This is a genomic window from Nonomuraea gerenzanensis, from assembly GCF_020215645.1.
GTDB lineage: Bacteria > Actinomycetota > Actinomycetes > Streptosporangiales > Streptosporangiaceae > Nonomuraea > Nonomuraea gerenzanensis.
In genome coordinates this window covers 5556892-5576928 of record NZ_CP084058.1, presented here as the reverse complement: position 1 = coordinate 5576928, position 20037 = coordinate 5556892, and the positions used below count along the sequence as shown (strand labels likewise).

Below are 20037 nucleotides of genomic sequence, written 5' to 3'. Positions count from 1 at the left end.
AGGCAGCGGGCACGGGGAGCTTCCGGCAGGGGCAGCGCCGCAGCCGACGATCACCGCATGTCGATGATGAGCTTGCCGCGGACCCCGCCGGCTTCGAGCCGCCGGTGCGCCTGCGCGACGTCGCCGATCGGGTAGACGGTGTCGATCACCGGGCGGATGCTGCCCGCCTCGGCGGAGGCGGTGAGCTCGGCGATCCGCGCCGAGGACGGGTTGTTGCTGAAGAGTTTCACGCGCCGGGGCGAGAGGGCGGCTCGCAGTCCCATGGTGACCATGGAGGCCAGGATGCGGTCCTGGTCGAAGGCGAGCGCGACCAGGCGTCCGCCCCGGGTGAGGCGGGCCTGGTAGGCCCCGAGGTCGGTGCCGACGACGTCGAGGATCACGTCGTAGCGGCCGAGGTCCTGCGGGCGGGTGGTGCGGTAGTCCAGGGCCGTGTCGGCGCCGAGTTCGGTGACCCAGCCGAGGTTGCGGGCGCCGGCGAGGGCGGTGACGTGGGCGCCGAGCGCCTTGCCCAGTTGCACGGCGAGGCTGCCGACGCCGCCTGTGGCGCCGCGGACCAGGAGCCGTTCGCCGCCGGTGAGGGCGGCCTTGTCGGTCAGGGCGGTCAGGGCGGTGGTGCCCGACGAGGGCAGGGCGGCGGCGTCCAGGAGGCTCAGATTCCTGGGAGCGCGGGCGAGCCGCTGCTCGGGGACGGTGACGTAGTCGGCGATGGCACCGAAGGCCAAGTGCGGCATCAGCCCCCAGACCTCCTCTCCCGCGCTCCAGCCGTGCACCCCGGCGCCGAGGGCCGCGATGCGGCCGGTGAAGTCGCCGCCCAGGCCGCGGGGGAATCGGGCGCGGGTGAGTCCGCGCAGCCTGCCTGTGCGGAAGGCGAGTTCTCCGGCGTCCACGCTCGCGGCGCGGACCTCGACGAGCACCTCTCCCGGCCCCGGCTGCGGGGTGGGCACGTCGTTGACGCGTAGCACCTCGGGAGGGCCGAAACGGGTGTATTGGACGGCGCGCATGAGCTCTCCCAGTCGTTTCGAGATAAGTGGGCTAGCGGCCCACTTACGGTTCGGCTACTCTAACCGGAGCGCCAGCCCACTTGTCAAAACCCTGGAGGAGGCCATGCCCCACACCACCCGGCGACGGCCCCTGCGTGCGGACGCCCAGCGCAACCACGACCGCATCGTCAGCGCGGCCCGGGACGTCTTCGCGCGCGACGGCGCCGGCGCCGCCCTGAAGGAGATCGCCCGTCAGGCCGGCACGGGGTCGGCGACCCTGCACCGCCTCTTCCCCTCCCGCCGCGCCCTGCTCGAAGCCGTCTTCCACGACCGCGTCGAGGAGCTGTGCGCCCTGGCGGCGCGACGCGCGGAGGAGAGCGGGCCGGGCCCCGCGCTCCTGGCCTGGCTGGGCGATCTCAACGCCTACGCGCGCACCAGCCGCGGCCTGGCCGCCTCCCTGCTGCACGACGGCCAGGACGCCGACCTGCTGGAGCAGAACGAGGGCTGCCAGGCGATGATCACCGATGCGGCCGGCCGGCTTTTGCGGCGAGCGCAGCAGGCGGGCGCCGTACGCCCCGAGATCCGTGCCGAGGACCTGCTCGCGCTCGTCAACGCCATCTCGCTGGCCACCGAGCAGCACGACGACGACGCGCAGGCGAACCGGCTGCTGGACATCGCGATCAAGGGCCTCTGAGACCAGGCCGCCCGACGACGCCGATCACGGGACGTCGGTGACGCATGGCAGGCTGACCTCCATGAACACGAGCGTGCGTCAAGCCGTCCTCCAGGCCGGAAGAGCCCTTGCGGTGCCCGAGGCGGTGACCGAGGCGCTCATCCGCCGCCTGCGCCCCTGCGTCTATCTCTGCCCCTGCGACGAGGTGCCGCAGGGCGCCCGTCCGGCCGCCCGGGCCCTGGGGCTTCCCCACCTGCCCGAGGACGTGGAGGTGCCTTCGTACCGACCGCACGTGGTGACCATCGACTGCGCCGCCATCCCCGCCGGCGTCCTCGACATCGGCTTTCCCGCCGACGGCCACCTGGTCGTCCTCGCCGAGGTCTCGGACTACGACGAAGGCGACGTCATATACCTGCCGGCGGGCACCCAGACCGTCCAACGACACTCGCAGCGCAAGTCCCACGACTCCTTCCCGCTCTACGCGGTCCCGGGCACCACCGCGCCCGACGATCTCCACTGGTCCCAGGTCGTCGAGGGCGGCGACGCCGGACTGGCCGGCCGCGTGACCAAGCTGATCGATGAGGTCAGGGAGATCCCCGGCGTCCGGTGGAGATACGACATCCAGCTCGGCGGCCACTCCCGCGCCTGGCACAACCCGGTGGAAGAGCGCGGCAAGGTGCTGTTCCTCTCCATCCCGGAGAGCGAGCTCTTCGGGGACGGCTGCATCACCCTCGTCTCGGGCACCAGGGAGCAGATCGCGGAGCGCCGCTACGACGAGCTGGAGTTCGACGTCGAGTCCTGACCGCGCGGGCGCGACCCGCGCCCAGTTACCCGTATACGAATGATAGTGTTCGGGTATGCCCCTGACCGCAGTGGACAACCCACTGACCCTGCGCCTGCTCGGCCTCCTGGTGGAGCGGCCGATGCACCCCTACGCCCTGGCGGTGGCGCTCAACGAGCGCTACCCGTTCCTGAACGCCAAGAGCGGCTCCGTCTACACGCTCGTCCGCTCGCTGGAGGCCGCCGGCTGGGTGGCCCAGACCGGGGTCGAGCAGCACGGCAACCGCCCGGCCCGCACCGTCTACGCCCTGACCGGTCAGGGCTGGGACATCTTCAGGGAGCGGGTGCGCCGGCAGATCCGCGAGGCCAAGGTGACCACCTCGGCGTTCGTGGACGCGCTGGCCTATCTCGGCGCGCTCGACCGGGCCGAGGCCCCGCACGTCCTGCGCGAGCGTCAGGACTCGCTGGAGAAGCGGATCGCGGAGCTGGACCGGGCGAGCGACCCCGGCCTGCCGGAGATCACCATGATCGAGGTCGACTTCGTCCTGCACCAGCTGCGCGCCGAGGCCGACTGGATCCGCGCGCTCATCGCGCGCATCGACGGCGGCGAGCTGGCGTGGCCGGCGGAGGGACAGGCATGAGCGGACTGACGTACGGCATCTACGCGGCCGGCCGGGTGGCCGCCACGGCGGGCCCGCCGGACGACCCCGCGGCCGTCGACGCCCTGGTCGGCGGCCTGAGCGGCGGGCGGCCCTTCGTCGTCCGCGAGTACCTGCACTTCCTCGGGACGCCCGCGGACCCCGAGAAGGCGCAGGTGCTGTCGCCCGAGCGGCGGTTGCGCGAGCTGACCATGCCCGACCGGTGGTACCGCACAGGGAACCGCCGGCTCGATCTGGTGCTGTGCTACCTGCCCACGGAGCGCGACCTCGACGGCTGGCTGGCCTTCATCGAGCGAGTGATCCTCCGGTACGGGGCCGTCGCGCGCTTCCTGCAGATCACCCTGGAGCCGAACTTCAAGCTGCCCTGGATCGACGGCAGCTCCCCCGGCGTCCTCGACGCACTCACCACCGGGACACGCCACGCCCGGCGCCTGCTCGACGAGGCCGGTCACGGTGACGTGCGGATCGGGTTCTCCGTCGCCGAACCGCCCGAGTTCCTCGGCGGCGACGAGGAGTTCTGGGCGCACCTGGAGCGGCTCGCGCCCGCGGACTTCGCGGCCCACGTCGACTACGTGGGCCTGGGCCTGTATCCGGACGCCTTCTCCCCCGTGCCCGCGTCCGCCCTGCCCGACCTCACCGAGCACGCCCTGCGCCACCTGCGCGAGCACTGCATGCCCCGCGCCCACCTCGGCCCGGACGTGCCCATCCACGTCGCCGAGAACGGCAGCCCCACCGGGCCGGACCGCACGCCGGACGACCAGGCCGCCCGGCTCGACATCATGATCCGTACGGTGGCCGCCGCCGCCACGCGCCACCACGTCACCCACTACGAGCTGTTCGGGCTGCGGGACGCCGACTCCGCCCGCGCCGAGCCGACCGCCCAGCTCGGGCTGACCACCAGCGGCTATGAGCCGAAGCCCGCCTACGACGCCTATCGCAAGCTGATCGCCGAAGGCTGAGCGCCCCGGCCGGTCGGCCGGCATGGCTCCCCGGCCGGTCGGCCGGCATGGCTCCCCGGCCGATGGACCGGCGGTCAGGCGGTGCCGAGCAGCCGCTGGATGGGCAGCACCTGCCCCGCCGCCGTCCTGACCGCGCCGGGCTCGCCGGACGGCCCGGCGCCGTAGACCGCCTCGCCGTGCCCGGCCAGCCAGCGGCCCATCGCGAGCAGCCGCTCGATCGCCGGTCGCGGGATGGTGCCGGACTGCGTGGGGCCGACGTTCAGCAGCAGGTTGGAGTCGGCGGCCACGCAGCGCAGCAGGGTGGCGAGCAGCTCGCCGACGTCGCGCCAGGCGTCGTCGTGCGGTACGTAGCCCCAGGACCGGTTCATGGTGAGGCAGGTCTCCAGGGGGACTCCAGGGACGATCGGGGCCGGGTTGAGTCCGGTGGAGTTCTCGCCGGGCAGGTCGTTCTCGAAGCCCTGGACGTCCTCGCCGGGCTGGAGGCCGGACTTGCGGTTGTTCAGCACGACGGCGTGCGGCTGCAGGTCGTGGATCATGGCGTAGAGGCGCTCGTAGTCCCACGGCTGGTCGGTGGTGAACCAGCCGGGGTGACGCTCGGGGGCCTTGGAGTGCGGCCAGTCGCCGTCGAGCCAGATCTGGCCGACCTCGCCGTACTGGGTGCACAGCTCCTCGACCTGGCCGTGCAGGAAGCCGAGGTAGTCCTGCCAGCCGGCGGGGTCGAGGTAGCCGGGGTGGTGCCAGTCCACGAGCGAGACGTAGAAGCCGAGCCTGATCCCGCACTCGCGGCACGCCTCGGCCAGCTCGGCGATCGGGTCGCGGCCGAACGGCGAGTTGGTGATCTTGAAGTCGGACAGGCCGGTGTCGTACATGGAGAAGCCGTCGTGGTGCCTGCTGGTGATGGTGATCCACTTCTGGCCCGCGTCGGCGGCGGTCCGGACGATCGAACGGGCGTCGAAGGCGGCGGGATCGAACACCTTCATCAGGCCCGCGTAGTCCTCGCGCGGCACCTGCGACACGGCTCTGTCCCACTCACCGCGCCCGACCATGGAGTACAGGCCCCAGTGGACGAACATGCCGAATCGGGCCTCGGGATACCAGCTCTTCACCGGGGTTCCGTTCTGTAGGGGGCGGGTTCGAAGGCGCCGAGCCCGGCGGGCGCGTGCTGGCCCGAGCCGTTGACCGGCAACCGGGCGCCGTCCAGCCGGGGGTCGGCGTGGCGGCTGAACCAGGCGTCCATCCTGTCGCGCAGCTCGGCGAGCTCGGGCCGGCCCGCGTGGGCGAGGTCGTGCCGCTCGTCCGGGTCCTGTTCGAGGTGGTACAGCTCGTGCGGGCCGTGCGGGTGGCGGTGCACGTACTTCCAGCTCTCCGTACGGATCATGCGCACCGGCCCGTACTCGTCGAAGACCACGACCTCCGCGCCCGACCGGTCGCCGAAGGCCGCGAAGGACCGGCCGGGCCCGTCGCCGGTGTCGGGCAGGCCGAGGTGGTCCAGGAGGGTGGGGCGCAGGTCGTAGCCCGACACGAGCGAGTCGTACACGACGCCTTCGGGGAGCCGGCCGGGCTGGCTGAAGATCGCGGGGACCATGACGGAGGAGTCGTACATGTTCTGCGGGAAGGTGCCGTTGCCCTTGCCCCAGATGCCGTGATGGCCGCAGTTGAAGCCGTTGTCGCTGGTGAAGACCACCAGGGTCGAGCCCGTCAGCCCGCGGGCCGCCAGCGTCGCCAGCACCTGGCCGATCCCCGCGTCCATGGCGCTGACGGCGGCGAAGTAGCCGATCAGCGCGGCTCTGACGTCGGCCTCGCCGCCCACGGGCACGCCGTCCGCGCCGACCGGCTGCCAGGGGTGGGCGGCCTCCTGCGGGCAGGAGGCGAACGGGCACGACGCGTACAGGGCCTCGAACTCCGGCGGGTGCTGCCCCTTCCACGGCTTGTGCGGGGCGGTGTAGTGCAGCGAGAGGTAGAACGGCTCGTCGCGGCCCGCCTCCTGGTCGATGAAGGCGACCGCCTGCGCGGTGAGCGCGTCGGTGAGGTAGCCGTCCACCTGCCGGCCCATCATCGTGGCCCCGTAGTACGGCCCGCCGCCCGAAGGGTGCGCGTACCAGTGCACGAACCCGGGCCTCGGGACGTCGTTGGCGCCCAGGTGCCACTTGCCCACCAGCCCCAGCCGGTAGCCCGCGTCGGCCAGGTCGTCGGTGAACAGCCGCTGCCCGGCCAGGTGGTCGTCCGGCGACGGCCCGCTCAGCCAGTCGTGCACCCCGTGCGCGGACGGGATCCGCCCGGTGAACAGCGACGCCCTGGCCGGGGAGCAGACCGGCGAGACGCAGAAGAACCGCGACAGCCGCACCCCCGAGGCGGCCAGCCCGTCGAGGTGCGGGGTGTGGATCTCGGGGTTGCCCGCGCAGCCGAGCGCCCACGGCCCCTGGTCGTCGCTGAGGATGAACACGACGTTGGGCCGCGCGGGGTCACGACTGGCCAAAGAGCTCCACCTCCACGCTCTTCCCGCTGCGGGCGGAGTCGTAGGCGGCCAGCACGGTGGCCACGACGTCGCGGCCCACCTGGGCGCCGATGGCGGCGGGCCGCTCGCCGCGCACGGCGGCGGCGAAGTCGGTGAGCTGGGCGGTGAAGGCCGTCCGCACGTGCTCGTCCATGTCGGCGGGGGCCCGCAGCAGGGTGCGCACCCCCTGGCCGGTGGCGACCTGCACCCCGTGCGGACGGGACGCGCGCAGGGTGCCCGCCGTGCCCAGGACCTCGATCTCGTCGATCCCGCCCAGCGCGCTGTCGAGGACGGCCACCGTGGCCAGCACGCCGTTGTCGAGCTCCAGCTGCAGCAGGCCCTCGGTCTCCACGGCCGCCCGCCGCACCACGGTGGCGTGCACCCGGGTGGGCCGCCCGCCCGCGAGCCAGGCGGCCCGGTCGATGCCGTGCGCGCCGATGTTCATGATCGCGCCGCCGCCGGCCAGCTCGGGGTCGAAGAACCAGCCGGGACGGTGGCCGGGCCGGTAGTCGGTGGAGCGGCGGTCCACGATCGCGACCGGCGTGCCGATCAGGCCGTCGGCGATCGCGCGCCGGGCGGTCGCGGTGATCGGCAGGTAGTGCTGGATGTGGCCGACGAAGAGCACCACCCCGGCGGCCGAGCAGGCGGCGGCCATGGTGTCGCAGCCGGCGAGCGAGGTGGCCATCGGCTTCTCCATCAGCACGTGCACCCCGGCCGCCGCCGCGTCCACGGCGGGGGCCACGTGCAGGGCGTGCGGGGTGCACACGACCAGCGCGTCCACCGCCCCGCCGAGCATGCTCAGGTGGTCGTCGTGCGCGGTGGCGGAGCTGAACGCGGCCAGCTCCGCCGCGCGGCCCGGGTCGATGTCCGACACCGCCGTCACCCGGACCTCGTCCGGCAGTCCCAGCGCGGCTTGCGCGTAGAGCCGGGCGACGCCGCCCGCACCGACCAGGCCGAGCCGTACCACTGCCATGGAGATGTCCTTTACGTCGGGGATGACGGACCCACCTTGACCCAAGACCTTCTCGAATTCAACCCCTCTAAGGGGAATGAATTCCGGTGGACTCGCGGACTGCCAGCGCCGGGACGACCAGATGCTGCTGGAGGGGCGCGTCCGGCTCGGCGAGGCGGCGCAGGAGGGCCTGGACGGCGAGCCGGCCGACGGCCTGCTTGGCCGGGGAGATCGCGGTGAGCGGCACGGCGGACAGGTCGGCGATCTCGTCGTCGTAGCCGATCACCGACAGGTCGCCCGGCACCGCCAGCCCCCGCTTGGCCGCCGCCGCCACCAGCAGCGTCGCCTCCCTGTCGGCGAAGCACAGCGCGGCCGTGCAGCCCTCGGCCAGCAGCCGGTCCAGGCAGCTTTCCGCGTCGGCCGCCGTCCATCTGCCGGTGGTGTGCTCCAGGCCCGGTTCGAGCCCGCGGTGGGCCAGCGCCTCGCGGAAGCCCTGCGCGACCTCGGCGGCGTGCGGGCTGCTGCGCGCCAGGAACGCGACCGTGCGGTGGCCGAGCGTGAGCAGGTGGCGGGCGGCGAGGTAGCCGCCGGCCGCGTGGTTGGAGCAGACGAACTCGTGGACGTCGCCACCCGACCTGAACCGCCGCTCGACCAGGACCAGAGGGAGGCCGAGCCCGTCCAGGTAGGCGTGGGCGCCCGCCCGTGCGCTCAGCTCGGGCACGATGAGCAGGCCCTGGGCGCCCGCGGCGAGCATGCTCTCCACCGCCTGCGTCTCCTGGGCGAGGTCGTAACCGGTGCTGCGCAGCAGGAGCTGCGCGCCGTTCCTGGACAGCTCGCTCTCGATGCCGGCGATGATCCGCGGGTAGTAGTAGGTCATCGACGGCACGATCGCGCCGATCACCGGGCCGGTGCGCGGCTGCTCCGTCTGCACGTACGTGCCCGAGCCCTGGCGCCGGTAGACGAGCCCCTCGTTGACCAGCAGGTCCACCGCCCGCCGCACGGTGTTGAGGCTGACCCCCTGATCCTTGGCCAGCTGCTGCTCGGTGGGCAGCCTGCCCTCCGGCCAGCGCACTTCGGCGATGCCTCGCCGCAACTCGTCGGCGAGCTGACGGAACTTCTCGCCGCGCTTGGGTTCACTCACGGGACCTCCCCGAGAATCTTGGCGCATCCGCTGCCGTGGTGGGCATCTCGATCAAGTAGCGCGAAAATTCATTCCTAAGAATCCGTTGACGATAGCGCATGAATGGCCGCAGAATCCTCCCCATCGTTCCCTGACTCAACGGCGGTGCTCATGAATCTCCCTCGGAAGGGTGCGGCAGCCCTCGCCGCCGCCGTCCTCGCGCTGGGCGGGTCCGCGTGCGGCGGCGGCGGTGCCTCGGACGCCAAGGAGTTCACGTTCTGGTCGATGCACAAGCAGGACGAGCCCCGCGCCAAGATGCTCGGCGAGCTGGCGGCCGCGTTCACCGAGGACACCGGGATCAAGGTCAACCTGGTCTTCCAGGGCAGGGAGAACCTGAAGAAGCTGCAGCCCACCCTGGTCGGCGGCAACGTCGCGGCCGACCTGGTGGACGGCTCGCAGGCGAACCTGCTCAACCTCCTCCAGGTCACCGGCAACGCCAAGGACCTGTCCGGCCTGCTCAAGAGCCGGATCCCGGGCGAGGACAAGACCGTCGGCGACGTCATCCCCGACACCTACCAGCAGGTCATCGCCGACGCGGGCAAGACGTACATGATCCCCACGTCGGTGCACACCTGGCAGATCTACTACAACGCGGCCAAGCTCCCCGACGTCGCGGCCGATCCGCCGAAGACCTTCGAGGAGCTGCTCGCGCTGTTCGACCGGAGCAAGGCCGCGGGCCGGGCGGCGCTGGCCGCCGACGGCGACATCCAGGGGTACGTCGGCAAGTGGCTCTCCCAGGCGCTGATGCGCGAGTTCGGCCCGGGCAACCTGGCCAAGGTGCTCACCGACCGCAGCGGCGCCGGGTTCGACGACCCCCGGTTCCTCAAGGCGGCCACCTCCATCGAGAGGCTGGCCAAGGGCCGGTACCTGATCGACGGCTGGGACGCCGGCAAGTTCCCCGCCATCCAGCAGAAGTGGGCGCAGGGCCAGGCCGACTTCCTGTTCATCGGCACCTACGGGCCGAGCGAGACGGCCGAGGTCGCCGGCCCCGGATTCACCTTCCGCTCCTTCCCCTTCCCGAAGACCGAGGCCGGGTTCGCCTCCGAGGAGGTCTCCCTGTTCGGCTTCGCCGTACCGGCCAAGGCCAGGCACGCGGCGAACGCGGAGCAGTTCATCGAGTACTTCATGAACAAGAAGTGGCTGGAACGCATCCCCGCCGACGAGAAGGTCATGTCGATCCGCACCGACACCAGCATCCCCGCCGAGGTGGCCGACGCCAAGGCGACCCTCGACTCGGGCGTGCCCGTCCACCTGCCGATGGACGGCGTGCGGGGCATGGACGACTGGAACGTCAAGATCTTCCTGCCGATGGCCAAGGAGCTGTTCGCCGGTGAGATCACCGCCGCCGCCTTCGTCACCGAGCTCAAGGCGGACACCGTCAACTGGTGGAAGGTCAACGGCTGATGGCCACGGCCACCGTGGAGGCGCCGGCCGCCGTCAGGCCCGCCGCGCAGCCGGGCAGCCCGCTGACCAGGGCCCGGCGCCGCCTCTACCTGCCCTTCGTGCTGCCCGCCCTGGCGGTCTACCTGCTGGTCTTCATCGTGCCGAGCCTGTTCACGGTGGTGCTCAGCTTCGCGAAGTGGGCGGGCGCCGGGCCGATCGAGTGGGTGGGCCTGGCCAACTACCGGCGGCTCTGGTACGACGAGGTCTTCCACTCCTCGCTGGTCAACACGCTGCTGATCCTGGTCGGCGTAGGCTTCCTGACCTTCCTGTTCAGCTTCGGGCTGACGATGGTGTTGCGCGAGATGGCCGGGCGCAAGTTCGCCCGCGCGGTGATCTTCTTCCCCAACGCCGTCTCCGCGCTGGCCATCTCGATCCTGTGGGGCTTCCTGTTCCAGGCCGACGGCCTGGTCAACGCGCTGCTGCGGCTGGCCGGCGTGGACACCGTGCCGCGATGGCTGGCCGACGACAACCTGTTCTACGTCATCTGCCTGGGCCTGGTGTGGGTCAACACCGGCTTCTACACCACGATCCTGATGGCCGCCGTGGATCGCATCCCGGCCTACCTGTACGAGGCGGCCGATCTCGAAGGTGCCTCGTCCTGGCAGAAGTTCCGCAACGTCACGCTGCCGCTGATGTGGGACGCCGTCGCCGTCAGCGCCACCCTCTGGGCGATCAGCGCCATCAAGATCTTCGAGTTCATCTACGTCTTCGCCGGCGCGGCGGGCTCGGTGCCGACGACCAAGGCGTGGACGTTGTCGCTGTACGCCTACGCCGAGGCCTTCCAGCCCACGGGCGAGGCCCGGTACGGGGCCTCGGCCGCGGCCACGATGGTGACGCTCGTCCTGATCGTCGTGCTGACGTTGCTGACCCGCCGGGTCACCCGGCGCGAGAGCTTGGAGTACTGAGTGATGGCCACAGTCCCCGTACGGCTGCGCCCCGGCAGGCTGCTGGTCTGGCTCGTCGTCGCCTTCGACCTCCTGGTGCTGCTCTGGCTCGTCCTGTCGTCGTTCAAGAGTGCCGGAGAGATCTTCGCCGGCCCGTTCGGCCTGCCCGCCGACTGGCGGCTCGACAACTGGGCCCGCGCCTGGGAGGTCAGCGAGTTCGGCCCGGCGATCCTGCGCACGGTCGTCGTGGTGGCGGCCACCGCGCTCGGCACCGTGGTCGTCGCCGCCCCGGCCGCCTACGCGCTGAGCCGCCTGACGACCAGGACGTCCGGCCCGCTGACCACGTTCTTCGCCATGGGGCTGGGCGTGCCGATCCAGGCGATCATGTTGCCGCTGTTCGTGGCCATGTCGCAGCTCGGGCTGGTCAACAGCCTCGGCGGGCTGATCATCGTCTACGTCGCGACGTCCATCCCGTTCGCGGTGTTCTTCCTGACGGCCTTCTTCCGCAGCCTGCCGGGCGACCTGGAGGAGGCGGCGGCGCTCGACGGGGCCGGCCCGCTGCGCACGTTCTGGCAGATCATGCTGCCGCTGGCCCGCTCCGGCCTGGTCACCCTGGTGATCCTGAACGTGATCGGGCACTGGAGCGAGGGCCTGCTCTCCCTCATCTTCCTCCAGGACCCGGCCCAGCAGACGCTGCCCCTGGCGCTGCTCAACTTCATGACCCGCGTGCAGTACAGCGGCGCCGACTGGGGCGGCCTGTTCGCCGCCATCGCCATCGTCATCCTGCCGCTCCTGCTGGTCTACCTCTGGCTCGGCCGCCGGATCATCGAGGGCATGACCCTCGGCAGCGGCAAGTAGTCCACCCCCTTCTGAGAGGCACCCCCCATGCGCTCGCTCCATGCCGCTCTGGCCCTCGCCCTGCTGACCCCCGCCGCCGCTGCCGCGGATCCGCTGCCGCTGGTCAACGGCGGCTTCGAGACGTGGACGGCGGGCCTGCCCACCTCATGGCCGGCATGGAGACCCAAGGGTGACGGCAGGATCACCGCCTCCGCCGACGCGGCCGAGGGCACGAGCGCGGCCGAGCTGAGCACGGACACCTCCGACGACCGGGTGGCGATCACCCAGAAGGTCGCGCTGCCCGACAGCGGCGGCGGCCTCGTGCGCCTGCGGGCCAAGGTCCGCTCCACCGGGCTGACCGGTGGCCGCACCAGCATCAGGGTGCAGTCGTTCGACGCGTCCGGCGTGTCCCTCGGGCTGCAGTACTTCGCCCAGACCACGGGCACCACCGCCTGGCACGAGGCCGACGCCTACCTGGAGGTCCCGGCGGGCACCGCCGCCGTCAGCCTGCAGCCGATGATCGACAGCGGGGTGGGCACGTTCGCCGTCGACGCGCTGACCCTGGAGTGGGCGGGCCCGGTGCCCTCGGGGGACGGCTGGCAGTTCGTCCCCATGTCGGGCACGCCGACGTCCGCGGAGAAGGACGGCACGCTCACCATCGGCGGCGCGGCGGGCGCGAGCGGCCAGTACCGCCGGACCTTCCCCGCCGACGGCCGCACGGTCTACGCCTCGCGGCTGCGGGTCAGGCTCGACGAGATCGCCTGCCAGTCGAGCAAGCTGGAGATCGCCTACACCCCGATGCAGGGCGGCTCGCCGATCCCCGGTGCCCGCACCGCCTACACCGACCTCGACCAGCAGCGCGGCTTCGTGCCCGTCGCGCACAACGTCCCGATGCCCACCGGCGCGGACGCGCTGCGCGTCGAGGTGACGTTCACCGGCCCCGGCACCGCCTGGGTCGAGACGGCCGCGCCCGCCGCGCTGCCCGCCGACGTCGGGGGCGAGTACCCCAGCTCGCGGGTGAGCCATCCGCTGAAGAACCCGCAGAACATGATGGGCGGCTCCGACTGGAACGCCGTCGCCGGCGAGTCGGACCAGGTCAAACGCGACAAGCTGGGCATGCTGGCGACGATGCCGGAGCCCGACTTCCTCGCCGCGGCGAGGGCCGCCAGCGCGAGCCGTACGGGGCTGGACGTGCACCCGGAGTTCGAGACGCACCTGCGCAGGTTCGCCGAGCTGGACGAGAAGCGGCGGGCCGTGCTCGGCCTGGTCGAGCTCGCCCGCGGCTACGACGACGTGCCCTACACCCATCCCTCCTGGTCGAAGAACACGATCCCGTTCCAGGCCGTGCGCGCCTACGACCTGGTCCACGACGCGCCGGACTGGACGCCGCAGACCCGTGCGCTGGTCGAGAGCTGGCTGCGGCGCACGGTCGTCAGTTTCGTCAACCTGGCGGACAAGCCGACGGGCCTGCACAACATCGAGGTGTACGGTTTCCGCTACGCCTTCGCCGTCGCCGCCATTCTGGGCGACCCCGACCTGGTCAGGTACGTGCTGCCGATGACCGACCGGATGTTCTCCGGCCGGCAGTTCTTCGCCGACGGCACCTGGGAGGAGGCGACCACGTCCTACCACGACCAGGTGATGTTCTTCGCCCGCGGCGCGTTCACCCTGCTCGCGGAGAACTACGCCGACCCCGCCGGATACGCCGGCGAGCTGACGCTGGACCACACCGACCTGGTGCCGGCCCGCTATCCGATCTTCGCCAAGGCGGCGACCATGGGTCAGGAGCTGCGCTTCCCGGACGGCGTACCGGTGACGATCAACGACACCCACTTCCCGAAGGCCGACGACATGGTGGCCACGGACCCGATCACCGACCTGGGCAACATCGAGCTGTACGGCTACGGCCACTACGCGCTGACCGCCGGTGACACCCGCGACGCGCTGCAGGCGCACCTCACGCTGCCGCCCACCTCGGAGGGCCTGCCGTACAAGGCGGGCCACGGCCACGGCGACCACCTGGGGCTGATCCTGTGGGGCTCGGGCATGGAGGTGCTGCCCGACCAGGGCTACCCGACCCAGGTGCCGAACAACCGCTACTGGCACATGGACACCCCCGCGCACAACACGCCGTGGATCTGGTCCAAGGACAACGCCGGCGGCTACACCTGCCAGGACGCCCTCGGCACCGGCGCGGCGGTGCTCGCCTACGACGACGGCGCCGCCTCGGGCAAGGGCGTGCAGCTCATCGAGGCGTCCGAGCCGGGGCCCGCGCAGGACGGCGCCGAGGTCAAGCGGCGCCTGCTCGCGGTGATCCAGTCACCGGACGGCCGGTACGCCGTGGACGTCTCGCGGCTCAAGGGCGGCGACGCCCACCAGTGGTTCCTGCGCGCCTCGGAGGACGAGGACGTCACGCTCGACACCGCGCTGCCGCTGCAGGACAAGGGCGGCACGGTGAAGTCCTACCACGACTCGACCGGCCGGACGGAGGGTCTGGCCGAGGACCGTGACCTGATGCGCGACCCGCGCGTCGGCCCCGGCACCGAGGACCTCTCCTTCACCTGGACGGGCGCCCGGACGGGAACGGCGGTGCGCGCGTTCGTGAACGGCTCCCCCGGCGACGAGGTGATCTTCTCCAAGGTGCCGACGCTCCGGCGCACCGCGAACGACGCCGCCAAGAAGGACGCCTACCCGAACTGGCACTTCCAGCGCCGCAGGCTGGTCACCCCCGCCGACACCACGACGTACGCGGCGGTGTACGAGACCATGCGTGCGGGCCGGCCGGGCAACCTGTCGGCGGTCACCTTCGAGGAGTCCTACGGCGGCGACCCGATGACCTCCGTCACCCGCATCGAAACCCCGAGATATCGCGACATCATCTACGTGAGCGACTCCACCGAGGAGCGTGTCGTGGACGGCCTCGCGATGGCCGGCCGCTTCGTCCTGGCCCGCCTCGACAAGGCCACCGGCGCCGTCGTCTCCGGCTACGTCAACGGCCGCGGCCACCTGCACGGCGGCGCCTTCCGCCTCACCGGCGAGGAGCGCACGCTCACCGTCACCGCCACCTCCAGCGCCTGGACCGGCGCCCCGGCCACCCCGCTCGCCTCCGCCCCCGACGCCCTGACCCTGGACGGCACGCTGCCCGCCTGGGCCGAGGGCCTGTGGGCCACCACGAGGCTGGGCGACGGGCGCGGCTGGGGGCTGCGCGTCGAGCAGGTCAGCCGCGGCAGCGCGGTCGTGCACGACTGGGTGCCCTTCGAGGTCGGGACGTCCGGGGCGACCACGTCCTTCCACCCGCGCGACCAGCAGGTGCCGGGCCCCGTGACGGTCACCGTCCGCCGGCCCGCCTGGGCCGCACTCAGCCCGGCGACCCTGACCGCCGCCGTGACGCAGGCCGCCGAGACCGGCAGGATCAGCGGGCCCGGCGTACGGGCGGGGCTGCTGGCGCAGCTCCGCACGCTGGCCACGGTGTGGGACCGGCCCCGGGCCAGGCGCGGGCTGTTGACGGGGCTGGTCGCCGAGGTCGGCGCGCTGGCGGGTAAGAAGATCGATCGGACGTTCGCCACCGACCTCATCAGCGCGCTGAAGGCCGCCCGCGACCTGCCTTGACCTCGCGCGCCGGACGTGTGATCACCGGCTTCTGGGCAAGGTGCACCAGCGCACCACCGGCAGCGAGGACTACCGCTCATGGTCGCGTCCGGCGGCGAGGTGGTCGTGCAGGGCCGCGTGGCGGAACTGATAGACGGGTCCGACAGCGCGCAGGAGCCCCAGACGGTGAGCGTCATCGAGGAAATCCATGATCCGCCAGGGAAGCCGGTGTTCGAGGGCCAGCCGGGCCACCGCGATGGTGAGGACCAGCCACGCGTGATGGTTGCCCATCACGAACCCGGCCGCGAGCCCGAACGTGAGCCCAGATCCGATCCCGACCGCCACCCCGATGATGAGTGCGCCCCCTGGCCCGGTCACGAGCCCGGCTACGAGCCCGAACAAAACCCCGGTCAAGAGCCCTGTCACGACCATGCGCAGCAGGGACAGCGCTCTGTCGGCCCGCAAGCTGGAGCGGGGAGTGCTGGTCGATTCGAGCGTGGGCTGTTCCGCCCAGGTGATCAGCCCCGACGCCAGAGTGATCCCGAGCCAGGCGGCGGCTCCGACCTGGAGCCCACCGGCGGCATCGAAGTCGGCGAGATCAAGGCGCACGACCACCCCGGAGTCGAATTCGACCGTAACCATCGGCATGGCGGCGATCGTGAGCCCGACCCAGCACCCGATCTTCAACCCGACCGCGAGGGCGCCCATGATGGAGCGGAGGAGCAGGGCGGTTCGCCCGCGCAGGCGCAGGTCCGCGCGGCCAGGCCGCTCGTCGACCCAGGACCGGGCGCGCACGAGACCGCTCGCGAGCCCGAAGCTGATACCCATCCCGATCCCGGTCGTGAAGTCGATCCCGAACTCGACCCCGCTGGAGGGATCGAGCGCGATCATCCCGAACGCGATCCCGAGCGTGAGCGTGAACGCGAGCGCGGCCACGAGCCCGAAGGCGATCCCGGTCGTGAGCCCGACTGCCGATCGGATGTGGGGTGTGGTGCGGGCGATGTGCCACCAGGTGATGTCGCGGGTGGCGCCCGGGGGAAAGGCGCGGGCCAGGCTGGTCAGGTGGCGGCGGGTGACGTCGGGGTCGCGCACCCGTCGCGGCCGGAAGTGGTGGGCGGGATCGGTGCTGGGCGGGCGCGCCTTGATCAGCGCGGGGATGAGCTGGTCGAGGAGGTGGGCGCGCAGCGCGTCGGCATCGTCGCCAAGAGGTCCGGTCAGCGGTACGGGGTCGCCTTCGGGGGTCAGGTAAACGGTGCGGATCAGCCACAGGCCCAGCGGGGTGGCGGCCAGCCGGGTCAGGCCGGGAAGGGCTCGGGAGCGCAGCGCGTCCAGGGTCCGGGTCCAGTCCCCGGACAGGACGGCGGGGAGGCAGGCGGCCAGGTAGTCAGCGGCGGCCTCGGGGGTGATGGGCTTGGGGACGATGACCGCGGCGGCGGTCAGTGGCCTGCCGGTCTCGCGGACGGCGGTGGTGAACTCCTTACGGCGGCTGGTGAGGATGAGCTGGTCGCGGGCGGTCAGCGAGGCGTTGAGCGCTGCGAGCACCTTGGTGCGCGCAGGCGGCGGGATCTCGTCCAGGCCGTCCAGGACGGGCAGGACGTGACCGCCTTCGGCCAGCGCGGCGGCGGCACCCGCGCCAAGCTCAGGAGCGGCCAGCGCCGGGTAGTCGGCGGCCAGGCGGACGGCGAGCCAGTCCTGCAGCCGGGGATGAGCGTCCGTGTCCCAGCCCGAGACCGGCAGCAGCACCGGCACCGGCTGCCCCTCGCCGGCGCCGGCCCGGTCGGCCGCGCGCATGGCCAGCAAACGCAGGAGCAGCTGAATGGCCAAGGTGGTCTTGCCCATGCCCGCGCCGCCGGTGATGACCAGCCGCCGCTGCCTCAGGCCGCGGAAGGCGTCCGCGAAGGCCGCGATGGCGTCGCTACGGCCGGTCAGGGCAGGCCCGAACCGGTCCTTCGCATCGGCGAGGCTCGCGGCGTCGGTCGGCTCGGTAGGGAACGTGATCAGGCGCGGCTGGCTCATCACCGTCGCATCGGCGATGAGCTGCCAGTGCACCGGGATCGGTCCCGGGTCGTCCAGCAGCCGGTTACGGGCTTCGGCGCGCCATTGCCGCTCCACCAGCCCGGCCAGCACCTGCGCGGCGGCGCCGGCACCCGCGCCGGTCACATCGGCTGGGCCGACACCCGCGCCGGTCACGCCGGCTGGGCCGGCCGGGAGGGCGGAACGCCTCGCCCAGGCCACCACCGCGCCCGCCAGCATGGCCCCGGCCAGTGACACAGCGACGACGTCGGCGAGGTTGACCTCCGCACCCGGGGTCCACGCCCGCCAGACCGCGACCACCGCCACGGCCACCGCCAGGACAGCCGGCACGGCGACGGCGAACCGCCACCCGGGCTTGCGTCTGTTCACCTCCTCATCGTCACCGGTGACGGGCACTCCGGCAGCGGTCGCGCGTGAATCGTGACCGTGATCGGGTCACCAGGCCCCTGGCTCGGGGTGGGCAAGCGGGCGGACTGTGCGCGACGATCTAGGGCGATGGCACATGTGACCAGCACGACCGGGAGCTTTCATGGTCAAGGCTTGGATCTTCCTCGTACTCGGTGTCCTGCTGGCCCTGACCGGGCTCGTGTGGACGCTGCAGGGTCTGGGGATCGTCGGCGGCAGCGTGATGAGCGGCGTCACCACCTGGGCGATCATCGGCCCGATCGTCATGGTGGTGGCGCTGGTCCTCGTTCTCGTCGGGGTCCGGCAGTTGAGGGGGCGTGGCCGATGAGCCATTGACGCCTACGGGTACTCCACGTGTTCGCTCACTTGGCCGCGCCCCGGGTCAGCCCGTTGTAGATGAAGCGCTGGAGCAGCAGGAACACGGCCAGCGTCGGCACGATCACCAGGATCGCCCCCGCCGAGATGTTCTCCCAGTGCGCCCCGAACGGCCCCTTGAAGCGGAACAGCGACGTCGAGATCGTGCCCAGCCCCTGGTCCGGCATGTAGAGGAAGGGAATGTAGAAGTCGTTGTAGACGGCGATGCCCTTGACGATGACGACGGTCGCGATCGCCGGTTTGAGCAGCGGGAGGATGATCTTCCGGTAGATCGTGAACGAGGAGGCGCCGTCCAGGCGGGCGGCCTCGTCCACCGAGATCGGGATGCTCCGGATGAACTGCAGGAAGATGTAGATCGCCACGATGTCCGTGCCGAGGTACAGCATGATCGGGGCCAGGCGGGTGTTGAAGAGGCCGAGCTGGTCGATGACCTGAAATGTCGTGACCTGGGTGGTGATGCTGGGGACGAGCGTGGCGAACAGGAACAGGGCGACGATGAGCTTCTTCAGGCGGAAGTCGAACCGGTCGATCGCGTAGGCGGCGGCCGAGCCGATGAAGACCGTGCCGGTGATCGAGACCACCAGGATGACGAAGGTGTTGAGCGCCGCCTCCGCCATCCGTCCCTTCTCGAAGGCCGTGACGTAGTTGGCCAGGTTGAGCCAGTCGCCGGGGGGCGTCAGCGGGCCGCTGCCGGCCGCGAGCTCGTCGGACGTCTTCAGCGAGGTGAGCAGCACCACCCCGAGCGGCAGCAGCACGACCAGGCCGGCCACGATCAGGGACAGGTACTTCAGGGTGCTCGCCACCCTGGCGCGGACAGCGGTCGTCACGAGGTCACCCTTTCTTCCGGGACGATCCGCCGCTGCACCCACGCCACCAGCAGGATGATGACGAGGAGCACCACGGCGGCGGCCGAGGCCAGGCCGGTCTTGTTGAAGCGGAAGGCGAGCTTGATGGTCTGGATGACGAAGGTCTCGCTCGCGCCTGCGCCGCCGGTCATGATGTACGGGATCTCGAAGACCGACAGGCAGCCGGAGATCGCCAGGATCGCGGTCAGCCCGATGAGGGGGCGCAGGCTGGGCACGATGATGAAGCGGAACTGCTGCCACCGGTTGGCCCCGTCGAGCTCGGCGGCCTCGTACAGCTCCGGCGCGATCGACTGGATCGCGCCGAGGAAGAGCACGAAGTTGAGCCCCATGTAGCGCCACACCGAGACCCCGGCCAGCGAGTAGTTGACCAGGTCGGGGTCGCCGAGCCAGAGGTGCTCGCCGCCGATCCCGAAGAGCCGCAGCACGGTGTCGAACGTGCCGCCCTCCTGGAAGAAGTAGAGGAAGACGAAGCCGATGGCCACCCCGTTGATCAGGTAGGGGAAGAACAGGATGCCCTTGAACAGGTTGCGGAAGCGGGTGTTGAAGCTGAGGACGGTGGCGAAGTACAGCGCGAGCACGATCTGCAGGACGGCGGCGCCGAGATAGTAGGCGCTGGCGACGAAGACCCTGAACAGCTCGGGACGGGTGAAGATCTCGACGTAGTTCTCCAGGCCGGTGAACGTGTAGTCGGGGCTGACGCCGTCCCAGTCGGTGAAGCTGTACACGATCATGTTGATGATCGGCACGTACGAGAAGGTGATGAGCAGGGCCAGCGGCACCAGCAGGAACAGCCACGGGGTCAGGCGCTGCCTCCAGCGGCGGCGCGGCCGCTGCCTGGAGTGGCGCGCCCCGTCCTGCGGTCGCGGGCCTCCCGCGGGGCCGCGCCTCAGGGATGACGAGACGGGTGTCATCTCTGCCTTTCTTCGGT

Annotated in this window: 17 protein-coding genes; 9 read left to right on the top strand and 8 right to left on the bottom strand. The window is 71.5% G+C overall.

Going from position 1 to position 20037, the window contains the following annotated elements:
- Positions 1-50: 50 nt before the first annotated feature.
- A complete protein-coding gene (locus tag LCN96_RS26080; protein WP_225275515.1) occupies positions 51-1001 on the bottom strand; it encodes an NAD(P)-dependent alcohol dehydrogenase in 951 nt (316 codons plus the stop codon).
- Positions 1002-1104: 103 nt separating this feature from the next.
- Between LCN96_RS26080 and LCN96_RS26075 the strand changes: the two genes are divergently transcribed.
- The 4 genes from LCN96_RS26075 (at position 1105) to LCN96_RS26060 (ending at position 4051) form a co-directional block, all read left to right on the top strand.
- The gene (locus LCN96_RS26075) at positions 1105-1674 is read left to right on the top strand and encodes a TetR/AcrR family transcriptional regulator (protein ID WP_225275514.1); all 570 of its coding nucleotides are present in this window, start codon (positions 1105-1107) and stop codon (positions 1672-1674) included.
- Positions 1675-1735: 61 nt separating this feature from the next.
- Positions 1736-2455, top strand: coding sequence for a hypothetical protein (locus tag LCN96_RS26070; protein ID WP_225275513.1), 720 nt, complete (start codon positions 1736-1738; stop codon positions 2453-2455).
- 55 nt (positions 2456-2510) lie between these two features.
- Positions 2511-3074: a PadR family transcriptional regulator gene (locus LCN96_RS26065; RefSeq protein ID WP_225275512.1), complete on the top strand. Its 564-nt coding sequence runs from the start codon at positions 2511-2513 to the stop codon at positions 3072-3074.
- Positions 3071-4051 (top strand): hypothetical protein, encoded by a 981-nt coding sequence (locus LCN96_RS26060; protein ID WP_225275511.1) that lies wholly within the window; start codon positions 3071-3073, stop codon positions 4049-4051. Before LCN96_RS26065 ends, LCN96_RS26060 begins: the two co-directional genes overlap by 4 nt.
- A 74-nt stretch (positions 4052-4125) precedes the next feature.
- On the opposite strand, the gene LCN96_RS26055 is transcribed toward LCN96_RS26060, so the two are convergent.
- From LCN96_RS26055 to LCN96_RS26040, 4 genes are all read right to left on the bottom strand, one after another.
- Complete coding sequence (locus LCN96_RS26055; protein ID WP_225275510.1) at positions 4126-5157, bottom strand: alpha-L-fucosidase; 1032 nt, start codon at positions 5155-5157, stop codon at positions 4126-4128.
- Positions 5154-6527 (bottom strand): sulfatase-like hydrolase/transferase, encoded by a 1374-nt coding sequence (locus LCN96_RS26050; protein ID WP_225275509.1) that lies wholly within the window; start codon positions 6525-6527, stop codon positions 5154-5156. The genes LCN96_RS26055 and LCN96_RS26050 overlap by 4 nt, the downstream gene beginning before the upstream one ends.
- Positions 6514-7518, bottom strand: a complete 1005-nt coding sequence (locus tag LCN96_RS26045) for a Gfo/Idh/MocA family protein (RefSeq protein ID WP_225275508.1) — start codon at positions 7516-7518, stop codon at positions 6514-6516. Before LCN96_RS26045 ends, LCN96_RS26050 begins: the two co-directional genes overlap by 14 nt.
- A gap of 67 nt (positions 7519-7585) precedes the next feature.
- A complete protein-coding gene (locus tag LCN96_RS26040; protein ID WP_225275507.1) occupies positions 7586-8638 on the bottom strand; it encodes a substrate-binding domain-containing protein in 1053 nt (350 codons plus the stop codon).
- A gap of 150 nt (positions 8639-8788) precedes the next feature.
- On the opposite strand from LCN96_RS26040, the gene LCN96_RS26035 reads away from it, so the two are divergent.
- The 4 genes from LCN96_RS26035 to LCN96_RS26020 are packed head-to-tail and all read left to right on the top strand — an operon-like array spanning position 8789 to position 15450.
- Positions 8789-10081, top strand: a complete 1293-nt coding sequence (locus tag LCN96_RS26035; protein WP_225275506.1) for an ABC transporter substrate-binding protein — start codon at positions 8789-8791, stop codon at positions 10079-10081.
- The gene (locus LCN96_RS26030; RefSeq protein ID WP_225275505.1) at positions 10063-11025 is read left to right on the top strand and encodes a carbohydrate ABC transporter permease; all 963 of its coding nucleotides are present in this window, start codon (positions 10063-10065) and stop codon (positions 11023-11025) included. The genes LCN96_RS26035 and LCN96_RS26030 overlap by 19 nt, the downstream gene beginning before the upstream one ends.
- Positions 11026-11028: 3 nt before the next feature.
- On the top strand, positions 11029-11862 hold the full coding sequence (locus tag LCN96_RS26025; RefSeq protein ID WP_225275504.1) for a carbohydrate ABC transporter permease: 834 nt from the start codon (positions 11029-11031) through the stop codon (positions 11860-11862).
- Between the two features lie 27 nt (positions 11863-11889).
- Positions 11890-15450, top strand: a complete 3561-nt coding sequence (locus tag LCN96_RS26020; protein WP_225275503.1) for a heparinase II/III domain-containing protein — start codon at positions 11890-11892, stop codon at positions 15448-15450.
- A 69-nt stretch (positions 15451-15519) separates the two neighbouring features.
- On the opposite strand, the gene LCN96_RS26015 is transcribed toward LCN96_RS26020, so the two are convergent.
- Positions 15520-17832, bottom strand: a complete 2313-nt coding sequence (locus tag LCN96_RS26015; protein ID WP_225275502.1) for an NACHT domain-containing protein — start codon at positions 17830-17832, stop codon at positions 15520-15522.
- 160 nt (positions 17833-17992) lie between these two features.
- Here LCN96_RS26015 and LCN96_RS26010 point away from each other — a divergent pair, with 160 nt between their 5' ends.
- On the top strand, positions 17993-18196 hold the full coding sequence (locus LCN96_RS26010) for a hypothetical protein (RefSeq protein ID WP_225275501.1): 204 nt from the start codon (positions 17993-17995) through the stop codon (positions 18194-18196).
- Positions 18197-18230: 34 nt separating this feature from the next.
- Here the strand turns inward: LCN96_RS26010 and LCN96_RS26005 are convergent, their stop codons facing one another.
- Both LCN96_RS26005 and LCN96_RS26000 read right to left on the bottom strand, forming a co-directional pair.
- On the bottom strand, positions 18231-19070 hold the full coding sequence (locus tag LCN96_RS26005; RefSeq protein ID WP_225275500.1) for a carbohydrate ABC transporter permease: 840 nt from the start codon (positions 19068-19070) through the stop codon (positions 18231-18233).
- The gene (locus LCN96_RS26000; RefSeq protein ID WP_225275499.1) at positions 19067-20020 is read right to left on the bottom strand and encodes a carbohydrate ABC transporter permease; all 954 of its coding nucleotides are present in this window, start codon (positions 20018-20020) and stop codon (positions 19067-19069) included. The genes LCN96_RS26005 and LCN96_RS26000 overlap by 4 nt, the downstream gene beginning before the upstream one ends.
- Positions 20021-20037 lie beyond the last annotated feature (17 nt).